12 protein-coding genes and 1 pseudogene are annotated in these 12,362 nt (G+C 70.3%); 8 read left to right on the top strand and 5 right to left on the bottom strand.

Translation table 11 applies throughout. The features are described from left to right. The first annotated feature begins 59 nt into the window (after positions 1-59). The 7 genes from ABT296_RS14790 (at position 60) to pstB (ending at position 8,285) form a co-directional block, all read left to right on the top strand. Entirely contained in the window at positions 60-2,291 is a 2,232-nt protein-coding gene (locus tag ABT296_RS14790) for an RNA degradosome polyphosphate kinase (protein WP_351927070.1), read from the top strand. Continuing rightward, a complete protein-coding gene (locus tag ABT296_RS14785; RefSeq protein ID WP_351927068.1) occupies positions 2,272-3,426 on the top strand; it encodes a CHAD domain-containing protein in 1,155 nt (384 codons plus the stop codon). The genes ABT296_RS14790 and ABT296_RS14785 overlap by 20 nt, the downstream gene beginning before the upstream one ends. Before the next feature lie 29 nt (positions 3,427-3,455). Then, on the top strand, positions 3,456-3,935 hold the full coding sequence (locus ABT296_RS14780; protein ID WP_351927066.1) for an NUDIX hydrolase: 480 nt from the start codon (positions 3,456-3,458) through the stop codon (positions 3,933-3,935). A 237-nt stretch (positions 3,936-4,172) separates the two neighbouring features. Then, positions 4,173-5,297 (top strand): phosphate ABC transporter substrate-binding protein PstS, encoded by a 1,125-nt coding sequence (gene pstS / locus ABT296_RS14775; RefSeq protein WP_351927064.1) that lies wholly within the window; start codon positions 4,173-4,175, stop codon positions 5,295-5,297. A gap of 103 nt (positions 5,298-5,400) precedes the next feature. Further along, the gene (gene pstC / locus ABT296_RS14770; RefSeq protein WP_351927062.1) at positions 5,401-6,402 is read left to right on the top strand and encodes a phosphate ABC transporter permease subunit PstC; all 1,002 of its coding nucleotides are present in this window, start codon (positions 5,401-5,403) and stop codon (positions 6,400-6,402) included. Then, entirely contained in the window at positions 6,399-7,451 is a 1,053-nt protein-coding gene (gene pstA / locus ABT296_RS14765) for a phosphate ABC transporter permease PstA (protein ID WP_351927060.1), read from the top strand. Before pstC ends, pstA begins: the two co-directional genes overlap by 4 nt. A gap of 57 nt (positions 7,452-7,508) precedes the next feature. Further along, positions 7,509-8,285, top strand: coding sequence for a phosphate ABC transporter ATP-binding protein PstB (pstB, locus tag ABT296_RS14760; RefSeq protein WP_351927058.1), 777 nt, complete (start codon positions 7,509-7,511; stop codon positions 8,283-8,285). A 153-nt stretch (positions 8,286-8,438) separates the two neighbouring features. Here pstB and ABT296_RS14755 read toward each other — a convergent pair whose 3' ends face one another. Both ABT296_RS14755 and ABT296_RS14750 read right to left on the bottom strand, forming a co-directional pair. Next, positions 8,439-9,437 (bottom strand): inorganic phosphate transporter, encoded by a 999-nt coding sequence (locus ABT296_RS14755; protein ID WP_351927056.1) that lies wholly within the window; start codon positions 9,435-9,437, stop codon positions 8,439-8,441. A gap of 8 nt (positions 9,438-9,445) precedes the next feature. Beyond that, a complete protein-coding gene (locus ABT296_RS14750; protein ID WP_351927054.1) occupies positions 9,446-10,066 on the bottom strand; it encodes a DUF47 domain-containing protein in 621 nt (206 codons plus the stop codon). Between the two features lie 188 nt (positions 10,067-10,254). Between ABT296_RS14750 and ABT296_RS14745 the strand changes: the two genes are divergently transcribed. After that, entirely contained in the window at positions 10,255-10,608 is a 354-nt protein-coding gene (locus ABT296_RS14745; RefSeq protein WP_351927052.1) for a metal-sensitive transcriptional regulator, read from the top strand. A gap of 9 nt (positions 10,609-10,617) precedes the next feature. Here ABT296_RS14745 and ABT296_RS14740 read toward each other — a convergent pair whose 3' ends face one another. From ABT296_RS14740 to ABT296_RS38730, 3 genes and pseudogenes are all read right to left on the bottom strand, one after another. Further along, positions 10,618-10,788 (bottom strand): hypothetical protein, encoded by a 171-nt coding sequence (locus tag ABT296_RS14740; RefSeq protein ID WP_351927050.1) that lies wholly within the window; start codon positions 10,786-10,788, stop codon positions 10,618-10,620. Positions 10,789-10,892: 104 nt separating this feature from the next. Beyond that, positions 10,893-11,729: an SCO4651 family lipoprotein gene (locus tag ABT296_RS14735; protein ID WP_351927048.1), complete on the bottom strand. Its 837-nt coding sequence runs from the start codon at positions 11,727-11,729 to the stop codon at positions 10,893-10,895. A gap of 425 nt (positions 11,730-12,154) precedes the next feature. Beyond that, positions 12,155-12,362: pseudogene (locus ABT296_RS38730) on the bottom strand (hypothetical protein); the annotation flags it as partial.

Raw genomic sequence — 12,362 nt, 5'->3', positions numbered from 1 at the left:
CCCTCCCGCCGGCGTCCTCCGACGCGCCCGTATCGCTCGGGACGCGGAAGAATGGGTCCATGAGTCAGCAGAACGCCCAGGCACAGGTCCAGCACGCGCAGCCCTCCGTGGGTTCCATCGCAGCTCACCGCTCGCGCACCGTGGCCGGGTCGCACTCCGACCTGGAACCCGACATCGACGCCGACCTCGACGCGTACGAGGAGTCGCAGGGCGAGGGCGCCCCCCTGCCCCAGGGCCGCTTCCTCGACCGGGAGCGCAGCTGGCTGGCGTTCAACGAACGGGTGCTCGAACTCGCCGAGGACCCGTCCACCCCCCTGCTGGAGCGGGCCAACTTCCTCGCGATCTTCGCCAGCAACCTGGACGAGTTCTTCATGGTCCGGGTGGCCGGTCTCAAGCGCCGTATCGCCACCGGCGTCGCCACCCGGTCCGCCTCCGGGCTCCAGCCCGGCCAGGTGCTGGAGATGATCTGGGCCCGCTCCCGCGAGCTGATGGCCCGGCACGCCGCCTGCTTCCACGAGGACGTCGCCCCCGCGCTCGCGGAGGAGGGCATCCACCTGGTCCGCTGGAGCGAGCTGACGGAGAAGGAGCAGGCCCGCCTGTTCACCCTCTTCCGGCACCAGATCTTCCCCGTGCTGACCCCCCTCGCCGTCGACCCGGCGCACCCCTTCCCCTACATCTCCGGCCTGTCGCTGAACCTGGCCGTCGTGGTGCGCAACCCGGTCAGCGGGCACCGCCACTTCGCCCGGGTGAAGGTCCCGCCGCTGCTGTCCCGCTTCCTGGAGAGCTCGCCCGGCCGGTACGTGCCCATCGAGGACGTCATCGCCGCCCACCTCGAAGAGCTGTTCCCGGGCATGGAGGTGCTGGAGCACCACGCCTTCCGCATCACCCGCAACGAGGACCTGGAGGTCGAGGAGGACGACGCGGAGAACCTCCTCCAGGCCCTGGAGAAGGAGCTCATGCGGCGCCGCTTCGGGCCGCCGGTGCGCCTGGAGGTGGAGGAGTCCATCGACCGCGAGGTCCTGGACCTGCTGGTGCGCGAACTGAAGATCAGCGAGGCGGAGGTGTACCCGCTGCCGGGCCCGCTGGACCTCACCGGCCTGTTCCGGGTCGCCTCCCTGGACCACCCCGAGCTGAAGTACCCGAAGTTCGTCGCCGGCACCCACCGCGACCTCGCCGAGGTCGAGTCCGCGTCCGCGCCCGACATCTTCGCCGCGCTGCGCGGCCGGGACGTGCTGCTGCACCACCCCTACGACTCCTTCTCCACCTCCGTGCAGGCGTTCCTGGAGCAGGCCGCCGAGGACCCCGACGTCCTCGCCATCAAGCAGACCCTGTACCGGACCTCGGGCGACTCCCCCATAGTCAACGCGCTCATCGACGCGGCCGAGGCCGGCAAGCAGGTGCTTGTCCTGGTCGAGATCAAGGCCCGCTTCGACGAGCACGCCAACATCAAGTGGGCCAAGCGCCTGGAGGAGGCGGGCTGCCACGTGGTCTACGGCCTCGTCGGCCTGAAGACCCACTGCAAGCTCTCCCTGGTGGTCCGTCAGGAGGGCGACACCCTCCGCCGCTACAGCCACGTCGGCACCGGCAACTACCACCCGAAGACGGCCCGGCTCTACGAGGACCTCGGGCTGCTCACCGCGGACCCGCAGGTCGGCGCGGACCTGTCGGACCTGTTCAACCGGCTGTCGGGCTACTCGCGCCGCGAGACCTACCGCCGGCTCCTCGTCGCGCCCAAGTCCCTGCGCGACGGCCTGATCTCGCGGATCAACAAGGAGGTCCAGCACCACCGTGCGGGCCGTCCCGCGTTCGTCCGCATCAAGGTCAACTCGATGGTCGACGAGGCCATCATCGACGCCCTGTACCGCGCGTCCCAGGCGGGCGTGCCGGTCGACGTGTGGGTGCGCGGCATCTGCGCCGTGCGCCCGGGCGTGGCGGGCCTGTCGGAGAACGTCCGGGTCCGCTCCGTCCTCGGCCGCTTCCTGGAGCACTCCCGGGTCTTCGCCTTCGGCAACGGCGGCGAACCCGAGGTGTGGTTCGGCAGCGCCGACATGATGCACCGCAACCTCGACCGCCGCATCGAGGCACTGGTCAGGGTCACCGACCCGGCCCACCGGGCGGCCCTCATCCGGTTGCTGGAGACCGGCATGTCCGACACCACGGCCTCCTGGCACCTCGGCCCGGACGGCGAATGGACCCGGCACGCGACCGACGCCGAAGGCCAGCCCCTGCGGAACGTCCAGGAGATGCTCATAGACGCCCGGAGGCGCCGGCGTGGCACAGCAACACCTTGACCCGACGAACCCCACGGCGGTGCCGGTGACCGGGAAGGCTCTGGAGAGCTACCTGCGCACCCAGGCGATGGAGTTCCTGCGCGCCCTGCGGCTGCACCGGGAGACCGGCGGCGCCGAGGGCGGCTCCGCCTCCAGGGTGCGGTCACGGGCCGGGGAGAACGGTTCGGAGGAGTCGGTCGACGCGGCGCGCGCCCTGCGCCGCTCGGCCCGCCGCATCAGCGGCAGCCTGCACACCTTCCGCCCGCTCCTGGACGCCGACTGGTCCGAACGGATCCGCCCGGAGCTGGCCTGGCTGTCGGGCACGCTCGCCCTGGAGCACGCCTGCGCGGCCCGGCTGGACCGCCTGCTGCTCGCCCTGCACCGGCTGTCGGGCACGCCGGTGTTTCCCGCCCAGGCGGGCGGGCCGGTGAGCACCGGGGCGGCGACCCCGGAACCGCGCTCCCCGGGAACCGCCCCGGCCAAAGGCGCCGCCGGCCCCCACCTCCAGCCGCTGACCGAGCGCGGCAACCTCACGGTGGGCGCGGCGAAGGCGGGCGCCCTGCTGGACCGGCAGCTCACCCTCGCCCGCACGCGGGCCCACAGCACCGCCCTCCAGGCGCTGGGCTCCTCCCGCTTCCACGCGGTCGCCGACCACATCGCCGTACTGGCCAGCGAGGTGCCGCTGGCCCCGTCCGCCCCCGAGGCCGATCTGCGGCCGCTCGCCGCCGCCGCCGCGGACCGCCTGGCCGACGCGGTCGGCGCCCTGCCCCTGGTCACCGCGGGCCACCCCTACAACGCCGAGGCCCTCGTGCACGGCCTCTCCCCGGACCCGGCCCCGCACCCCCAGGACGCCCCCTGGCACCAGGTCCGCCTCCTGCTGCGGCTGCACCGCTACGCCCGCGAGACCCTCCTCGGCGAGGACGCGCCCACGGACGTCCGGCTGCTCACCGCCGGCCAGTGCCTGGACCGCCACCGCGACGCCTCCGAGGCCGCCGCGGCCGCGGCCGCCGCCGCCCGCACCCCCCGGATCGCCCCCGCCACGGCCTACGCCCTCGGGGTCCTCCACGCCGACCAGCGCCACGAGGTCGAGGCGTCCCGCTTCGCCTTCCAGCAGTGCTGGCAGTCCGGCCCGAAGCAGAGGGTCAGCACTCCCTGACGACATCCACCGAGGAGGCCGACGCAGCGGTGACATCACAGAACGACTCCACCGTCCAGGCGGCCGGCTGCGTGCTGTGGCGGCACTCCCCGGTCGACGGCGCCCTGGAGGTGTGCCTGGTCCACAGGCCGAAGTACGACGACTGGTCGCACCCCAAGGGAAAGCTGAAGCGCGGCGAGGCCCCCCTCACCGCCGCCCTGCGCGAGGTCGCGGAGGAGACCGGCTACGACGCCACGCCCGGACCGGAGCTGTCGAGCGTGCACTACATGGTCGGCGCCCGCCCCAAACAGGTCCGCTACTGGGCCGCCGAGGCCGGCCCCGGCACCTTCACCCCGAACACCGAGGTCGACCGGATCGTGTGGCTGCGCCCCGAGGCGGCCGGCCGCAGGTTGACGCAGCACCGCGACCGGAGTCTGCTGGAGGAGTTGGTCATACCCGCCGATCGTGGGCCCCGCGGGACCCGTCACGGTTCACCGGCGGGGACGAAGACCACCGGCTGCGTAGAGTGACCAGCCGGAAACGGAGACCGCCACCGGTCCGTGTCCTGAGCGTAAGCCTTCCGTGACCTAACCGCACCGTCCCCAGGGGTTCACCCCCCGTTCATTTACGACAATCGGCGCCTTCACCTGTTCTGCCTAATTTCGGCCTTACGCGGTGCGGCACGCAGCTCGACGGGGCGGCCACACCGCACAGACCTCGCACGCCGCCGGATTCAGGACGGCGGCTCCTGGAAGGAACTCCCTCAAGTGAAGCTTCAGCGCATGAACCGGCGGGCCCTCGCTCTCGGTGCTCTCGCCGTCTCCGGCGCCCTGGCCCTCACGGCGTGCGGCTCCGACGACACGGGCAACACCGGCAGCGGCGACGCCAGCACCAGCGCCGCGGCCGGCAACATCAAGTGTGACGACGCCAAGGGCCAGCTGCTCGCCGACGGCTCCTCCGCGCAGAAGAACGCGATCGACGCGTGGGTGAAGCAGTTCACCGCCGCCTGCTCGGGTGTCCAGATCAACTACAAGGGCGGCGGCTCCGGCGCCGGTGTCACCGCGTTCACGCAGGGCACCGTGGCCTTCGCCGGTTCCGACTCGGCGCTGAAGCCCGAGGAGATCACGGCCTCCAAGGAGGTCTGCGAGGGCGGCCAGGGCATCGACCTGCCGATGGTCGGCGGCCCGATCGCGCTCGCCTACAACGTCGAGGGCGTCGACAACCTCGTCCTGGACGCGCCGACCCTGGCGAAGATCTTCAGCGACAAGATCAAGAACTGGAACGACGAGGCGATCCAGAAGCTGAACCCCGACGCCAAGCTGCCCGACCTCAAGATCCAGGCGTTCCACCGCTCGGACGAGTCCGGCACCACGGACAACTTCACCAAGTACCTGATCGCCACCACCCCGGACAACTGGAAGTACGAGGGCGGCAAGGCCTGGACCGCCCCCGGCGGCCAGTCCGCGTCCGGCTCCTCCGGTGTCGCCCAGCAGGTCAAGCAGACCGCCGGCGCGATCAGCTACATGGAGCTCTCCTACGCCGAGGAGTCCTCGATCGTCGCCATCGACACGGGTGCCGCCGAGCCGGTCAAGGCCTCCGTCGAGGGTGCCACCGCCGCCATCGCGGACGCCAAGGTCGTCGGCACCGGCAAGGACCTGGCCCTGGAGCTCAACTACGCCACCAAGGCCGACGGCGCCTACCCGGTCACCCTGGTGACGTACGAGATCGTCTGCGACACGGGCAACAAGGCGGAGACGCTGCCCTCCGTGAAGTCCTTCCTCACCTACATCGCCAGTGAGGACGGCCAGTCCATCCTCGCCGAGAACGGCTACGCCCCGATGCCCGAGGACATCATCACCAAGGTCCGCTCGACCATCGACGGCCTGAGCTGACCCGAGTGTGCGGCCCGGCCCCCCAGCGGGACCGGGCCGCACCGTCCGGTGCACCGCCGCCAGGAGCCCTCCCGCAGGAGGGCGCCGCAGACCGGAGAACCCGATGGACATAACCACCAAGAACACGCAAGCACCGCCACCCCAGACTTCCGCCGCCGCGCACCGGCGCAAGGGCGGCACCACCACCCGTCCCGGCGACCGGATCTTCTCCGGGCTCGCCCGTGGCTCCGGCATCTTCCTGCTGGTGATCATGGCCGCGATCGCGGTCTTCCTCACCTGGCGGGCCACCGTCGCCATCAGCGAGGACGAGGGCAACTTCCTCACGACGTTCGAGTGGAACACCAGCGGCACCGAGCCGGTCTTCGGCATCGCGGTCCTGGCCTACGGCACGATCATCTCCTCGATCATCGCCATGGTCATCGCGGTCCCGGTGGCCGTCGCCATCGCCCTGTTCCTCACCCACTACGCCCCGCGCAGGCTGAGCGGCCCGATCGCCTACGTGATCGACCTGCTCGCCGCGGTGCCGTCCATCGTGTACGGCCTCTGGGGCGCCCTGATCCTCGTCCCGCACATGGACGGCCTGTTCGGCTGGCTGAACGACTACTTCGGCTGGACCGGGCTCTTCGACTGGGAGGGCGGTCCGGCCCGGTCGATGCTCACGGTCGGCATCCTGCTCGCGATCATGATCCTGCCGATCATCACCAACGTGAGCCGCGAGGTCTTCCGCCAGGTCCCGCAGATGCACGAGGAGGCCGCGCTGGCCCTCGGCGCCACGCGCTGGGAGGTCATCCGCATGGCGGTGATCCCCTTCGGCCGCTCCGGCGTGATCTCCGCCTCGATGCTCGGCCTCGGCCGCGCGCTCGGCGAGACGATGGCCGTCGCCACCGTGCTCTCCCCGGACTTCCTGATCCACGCCAGCCTGCTCAACCCGGGCGGCGGCACCTTCGCCCAGAACATCGCCAGCAAGTTCGGTGAGGCGAACGAGTTCGGCCGGGACGCGCTGATCGCCTCCGGTCTCGTCCTGTTCGTCATCACCCTGCTGGTCAACGGCGCGGCCCGGATGATCATCGCCCGCCGCAAGGAGTACTCGGGGGCCAACGCATGAGCACCGCAGTCCAGCACCCGAACTCGCTCCAGGGCGCCCGGCTCCCCAAGTGGTCCCCGTGGGCCATCGCGGCCGGCTCGCTCGCCGTGTCCATCGGCGTCAGCCTGGCCACCGGCATCGAGAGCCGTGTCCAGTGGGCCCTGATCGCCGCCCTGCTCTTCGTCCTCGGCACCTACGGCATCGCCGCCCGGGTCGAGGGCCGCCGCCAGGCCAAGGACCGCATCGCGACCTCCCTGGTCTGGGTCGCCTTCCTGCTGGCCGTGATCCCGCTGGTCTCCCTGGTGTGGACGACCGTCGCGCGCGGCATCAAGGTCCTCGACGTCTACTTCCTGACCCACTCCATGGGCGTCGTCGCCGACAGCGAGCCCGGCGGCGGCATCTACCACGCCATCATCGGCACCCTGGAGCAGGTCGGCATCGCCACCCTGATCGCGGCGCCGGTCGGCGTGCTCACCGCGATCTACCTGGTGGAGTACGGGCGGGGCGCGCTGGCCCGCGCGGTCACCTTCTTCGTCGACGTGATGACCGGCATCCCGTCGATCGTCGCCGGTCTGTTCATCCTCAGCCTTCTGCTGATCTTCGACATGAGCTTCTCCGGCTTCGCGGGCGCCCTGGCGCTGGCGATCCTGATGATGCCGGTCGTCGTCCGCTCCACGGAGGAGATGCTCAAGCTCGTCCCGAACGAGCTGCGCGAGGCCTCCCTGGCCCTGGGCGTGCCCAAGTGGCGCACCATCCTCAAGGTGGTGCTGCCGACCGCGATCGGCGGTATCACCACCGGTGTGATGCTGGCGGTCGCCCGTATCGCCGGTGAGACCGCGCCCGTCCTGCTGCTGGTGTTCGGCAACCCGTTCATCAACAACAACCCCTTCGAGGGGGCGCAGGCGTCGCTGCCGCTGTACATCTACCAGCAGTACGCGAATAGCGCGGGCTCCGAGGCGGCGTACGACCGCGCCTGGGCGGCGGCCCTCACCCTGATCGCCTTCGTGATGATCCTGAACCTCGCGGCCCGCGGCATCGCCCGCTGGAAGGCCCCGAAGACCGGTCGCTGACGCGCGGCCACACAGCGACCGATCTCCGAGACTTTTCCGAAAGAAGCAGTGATACCCATGGCCAAGCGAATCGACGTAAGCGGCCTGAGCGCCTACTACGGCAACTTCCGCGCCATCGACGACATCTCCATGACCGTCGAGCCCCGCTCGGTGACGGCCTTCATCGGACCCTCCGGCTGCGGCAAGTCCACCTTCCTGCGCACCCTGAACCGGATGCACGAGGTCACCTCGGGCGGCCGGGTCGAGGGCAAGGTCATGCTGGACGACGAGAACCTGTACGGCGTCGGCGTCGACCCGGTGAGCGTGCGCCGCGAGGTCGGCATGGTCTTCCAGCGCCCGAACCCGTTCCCGACGATGTCGGTGTACGACAACGTGGCGGCCGGCCTGAGGCTGAACGGCTCGTACAAGAAGTCCCAGCTCGACGACGTGGTGGAGAAGTCCCTCAAGGGCGCCAACCTGTGGAACGAGGTCAAGGACCGGCTGAACAAGCCCGGCTCGGGCCTGTCCGGCGGTCAGCAGCAGCGTCTGTGCATCGCCCGTGCCATCGCGGTGGAGCCGAAGGTCCTGCTGATGGACGAGCCCTGCTCGGCCCTGGACCCGATCTCCACGCTGGCGATCGAGGACCTGATCGGCGAGCTGAAGGAGCGGTTCACGATCGTCATCGTGACCCACAACATGCAGCAGGCGGCCCGGGTCTCGGACCGCACGGCGTTCTTCAACCTGGCGGCCGTCGGCCAGCCCGGCAAGCTGATCGAGATCGACGACACGGAGCGCATCTTCTCCAACCCGTCGGTCCAGGCCACCGAGGACTACATCTCCGGCCGCTTCGGCTGACAGACCCCTCGCGGTGCTGCATGGCGGTGCCACCGCGAGGCCGATAAAGGGCCCGCCCCCTGGTCAGACCAGGGGGCGGGCCCGTTTCGTCGTTCCGGTGCGACCGGCGCAGTGTCGTTTCTGCAGAGCGCCCGGCCAGCGCCGTACGCCTCCCTACAGGAAGGCGAGGTTCACGACGCCGAAGGCCGCGGCGGCCACCAGTGCGGCGGCCGGCATGGTGATGAACCAGCCGAGCACGATGTTCTTGGCCACGCCCCACCGCACCGCGTTCACGCGCTTGGTGGCACCGACGCCCATGATCGCGGAGGTGATGACATGGGTCGTGGAGATCGGCGCCTTGAAGAGGAACGCCGTGGTGAACATGATCGAGGCGCCGGTGGTCTCCGCCGCGAACCCCTGCGGCGGGTCCAGCTCGATGATCTTCCGCCCCAGCGTCCGCATGATCCGCCAGCCGCCGGCGTACGTGCCGAGCGACAGCATCACGGCGCAGGCGATCTTCACCCACACCGGGATCGGGTCGCCGTACTCCTCGACGTCGGCGATGACCAGGGCCATCACCACGATGCCCATGGTCTTCTGGGCGTCCTGAAGACCGTGACCGAGAGCCATGCCGGCCGCGGAGACGGTCTGCGCGATCCGGAAGCCCCGCTTGGCCTTGTGCGGATTGGACCGCCGGAACATCCACATGATCGCGGTCATGACGAGATAACCGGCGATGAGCCCCACGACCGGCGAGATGAACATGGGGATGACCACCTTCGTCATCACCCCGTCCCAGTAGACGGTCGTCCCGCCCGCCAGGGCCGCGCCCACCATGCCGCCGAACAGGGCGTGCGAGGACGACGAGGGCAGCCCGAAGTACCAGGTGATCAGGTTCCAGGTGATGGCACCCACGAGCGCGGCGAACAGGATCCCCATCCCCGTCGAGCCCTCGGGCGTCTCGATCAGGCCCTCACTGACGGTCTTGGCGACGCCCGACCCCAGGAAGGCGCCGCCGAGGTTCATCACCGCGGCCATGAGGAGCGCGGCCCGCGGGGTGAGCGCCCGGGTGGAGACGGAGGTGGCGATGGCGTTCGCCGAGTCGTGGAAGCCGTTGGTGTACGTGAAGAAGAGCGCGACCAGGATGGTCACGACCAGCGCGAAGGTTTCCATGGACGCGCTCAGGACTCCTTCACGGCGATCGTCTCCACCGTGTTCGCCACGTGCTCGAACGCGTCGGCCGCCTCTTCCAGGACGTCCACGATCTGCTTGAGCTTGAGGACCTCGATGGCGTCGTACTTGCCGTTGAAGAGGTGCGCGAGCAGCTTGCGGTGGATCTGGTCCGCCTGGTTCTCCAGCCGGTTGACCTCGATCCAGTACTCGGTGAGGTTGGCCATGGTCCGCAGGTTGGGCATCGCCTCGGCGGTCAGTTCGGCCGCCCGGGCGAGCACCTCGATCTGCTGCTCGACGCCCTTGGGCAGTTCCTCGACGTTGTAGAGGACGACGAGGTCGACGGCCTCCTCCATGAAGTCCATGATGTCGTCGAGGGACGACGCGAGGTTGTAGATGTCCTCGCGGTCGAAGGGCGTGATGAACGAGGAGTTCAACTGGTGGAAGATCGCGTGCGTGGCGTCGTCACCGGCGTGTTCAGCGGCCCGCATACGCTCTGCGATCTCGGCCCGGGCGGAGGAGTCCGCCCCGAGCAGTTCCATCAGGAGTTTCGAGCCCGTGACGATGTTGTCCGCGGACGCGGCGAACATGTCGTAGAAGCTCGTCTCCCTGGGGGTCAGACGAAAGCGCACGTGGGGTCCTCGGGGTGCTTCGGTTTCGGTCAGGCTGATGCTAGGCGCATCATCCGGCCACGGCTAATGGGCCGTCCCCCAGTGTCGCCCATCGGGCACAGTGATCAGCACGGGGGCGTACCAAGGGCCCTATACCCAGCAAAGTTCGGTACGATATACCCAGTAGGGGTATACGTCTGGAGGACGCGATGACGACGACCGAGGCCGGCGCCACGGCGCCCTCCGAGCAGCCCGCACACCAGGAGCACGGCGAGCACGCCACGCACGGCTACCACAAGCAGAAGGACGAGCACCTCAAGCGGCTGCGCCGGATCGAGGGCCAGATCCGGGGCCTGCAGCGCATGGTCGACGAGGACGTCTACTGCATCGACATACTCACGCAGGTCTCGGCGTCGACGAAGGCCCTGCAGTCCTTCGCGCTCCAGCTCCTGGAGGAGCACCTGCGGCACTGCGTCGCCGACGCGGCCCTCAAGGGCGGTGACGAGATCGACGCGAAGGTGGAAGAGGCGACGAAGGCGATCGGCCGGCTGCTGCGCACCTGAGACCGGACCTCATCGGGCGGAGGAGCCGTCGCGTTCCTCCGCGACCCGCAGCACCTGGTCGATGCTCTCCAGGCTCAGCCGGTCCTCGGCGGCGGAGGCCGCGATGATCAGCTCACCGCACAGCTCGATCTCGGCGAGGGCCACGTGGTCCTGAACCGCCGTACCGCCGACCGGAGCCATGTGCGTCACCTCTTCTCTGCCGGTACCGACTTCCTAGAGTAGGGAGCGGCCTACACACCGCGCATGGCACGGACGGGCTAGTCCATGACGGCCGTCGAGGACGCTCACTCCTCGGCGATACGCCCCGCGTAGATGTCGTCACGCTCCGGAAGCCGTACGTCGACGGCGACCCCGAAGTCGAGGAGCAGGATGGTGGAGGCGACCGCCACGGCGCCCTCCCGCTGTCCGTTGACGAAGCTGAACCGGTGCCGGATCTTACGGATGCGCCCCTCGTCGTCGAGGTACACGTCGAAGGGCACCTTGGCGGTGGCGAACCCTTTCGCCGCCGCGGCGAGCGCCTCCCGGGACCCCTCGGAGGCGTGCTCGGCGGCCAGGCGCAGATCGGCGGTACCGCGATAGTGCGTCACCTCGGCGCCGCCGACCTCCTCCTCCCCCGCATAGCTGACGGACCGCGCGCCGAGCAGCACCTCGGCGGCGGCGTAGGGGTCGGTGGCGCCGCCGGTGACGAGGTTCCCGTCCGGCATGGACGCGGTCTCGACCCGCACCCATTTGTCCGCGGGGACTCCGGCACCACGGTTCTTCATGAACAGCGCGCCCGGGGAGAGCAGTTCGGTGATGGGCCGGTGCGCGGTGGCTCCCGCGGGGTCCTGGGGCAGCAGCACCTTCAGTCTGCCGACCTGCCTGCGGAAGTCGTAGACGCCCTCGCCGCGGATGGTGACCCGGGTCCCGCCGCTGGCCATCTCCATGGACGTACGGGCCTTGGCGCTGCGGGCCTCGACGAGTTCGGCGGCGGCCCCGCGCACCACCTCGACCCGCTCCCGCTCACCGCCCGGCCCGTCGTCGAGCACGGCCCCGCCGCTCCCGCATCCGCCGACCCCCACGCACACCACGACCCCGGCCGCGACGACCGCCCCTTGCCGCCTGTACTGCCGATCCGCCATCGCCTGCCTACCCCCCAGCCGGTACGTCCGTCACGGGCCCCCCGTTCGTTCCCCTTAACGACGGCTGCGTTCCCCCGTAACGCCCCCTTGCCGGCCCCCGGTACGGTTGGACCCGTGGCACAAGAAGACCCCGCGCCCGCGCCCTCCGGCCCCCACCGCACCGCCACCGTCGAACAGGGCCCCTTCTGCACAGCCCACTGCACCTGCGGCTGGCGAGGCCCCGCCAGAAGAGCAAGAAGCCTGGCCAGAAAAGACGCAGACCACCACATGTCCCAGTGACACCTTCCTGGCCTCCAATGACGAGCCCCACCCCCTCCAGCCCGTCCGGCGCTTGAGAACAAAGCCCGCACCCTCCCCCACCCACACCTTGCGAACGCAGCCCACCCCTCCAGCCCGTCCGGCGTTTGAGGACAAAGCCCGCACCTTGCTCGCGCAGCCCGCCCCTCCAGCCCGTCCGGCGCTTGAGGACAAGGCCCCTCAAGGGCCGAAGCGGGGGTCCGGGGGCGCAGCCCCCGGGGTCGGGACGGGAAGGGGCGGCGGGGGCGACAACCCCTCGGCGCGCCCCCCCCCCGGCACCCCCCCCCCCCCCCCCCCCGCGCGGTGCAAGGAACCCCCGGGCGGCGGCCAGGGCCC

This window comes from Streptomyces sp. NPDC000983, assembly GCF_040299205.1.
GTDB lineage: Bacteria > Actinomycetota > Actinomycetes > Streptomycetales > Streptomycetaceae > Streptomyces.
Note: the sequence above shows the minus strand (reverse complement) of the source record. Positions and strands in the feature narration are given on the sequence as shown.

Excerpts from the sequence above, each read along its gene's own strand:
- ABT296_RS14790 (WP_351927070.1), top strand. The coding sequence starts at position 60 with ATGAGTCAGCAGAACGCCCAGGCACAGGTCCAGCACGCGCAGCCCTCC.
- pstC (WP_351927062.1), top strand. The coding sequence starts at position 5,401 with ATGGACATAACCACCAAGAACACGCAAGCACCGCCACCCCAGACTTCC.
- pstA (WP_351927060.1), top strand. The coding sequence starts at position 6,399 with ATGAGCACCGCAGTCCAGCACCCGAACTCGCTCCAGGGCGCCCGGCTC.
- pstB (WP_351927058.1), top strand. The coding sequence starts at position 7,509 with ATGGCCAAGCGAATCGACGTAAGCGGCCTGAGCGCCTACTACGGCAAC.
- ABT296_RS14755 (WP_351927056.1), bottom strand. The coding sequence starts at position 9,437 with ATGGAAACCTTCGCGCTGGTCGTGACCATCCTGGTCGCGCTCTTCTTC.
- ABT296_RS14745 (WP_351927052.1), top strand. The coding sequence starts at position 10,255 with ATGACGACGACCGAGGCCGGCGCCACGGCGCCCTCCGAGCAGCCCGCA.
- ABT296_RS14740 (WP_351927050.1), bottom strand. The coding sequence starts at position 10,788 with ATGGCTCCGGTCGGCGGTACGGCGGTTCAGGACCACGTGGCCCTCGCC.
- ABT296_RS14735 (WP_351927048.1), bottom strand. The coding sequence starts at position 11,729 with ATGGCGGATCGGCAGTACAGGCGGCAAGGGGCGGTCGTCGCGGCCGGG.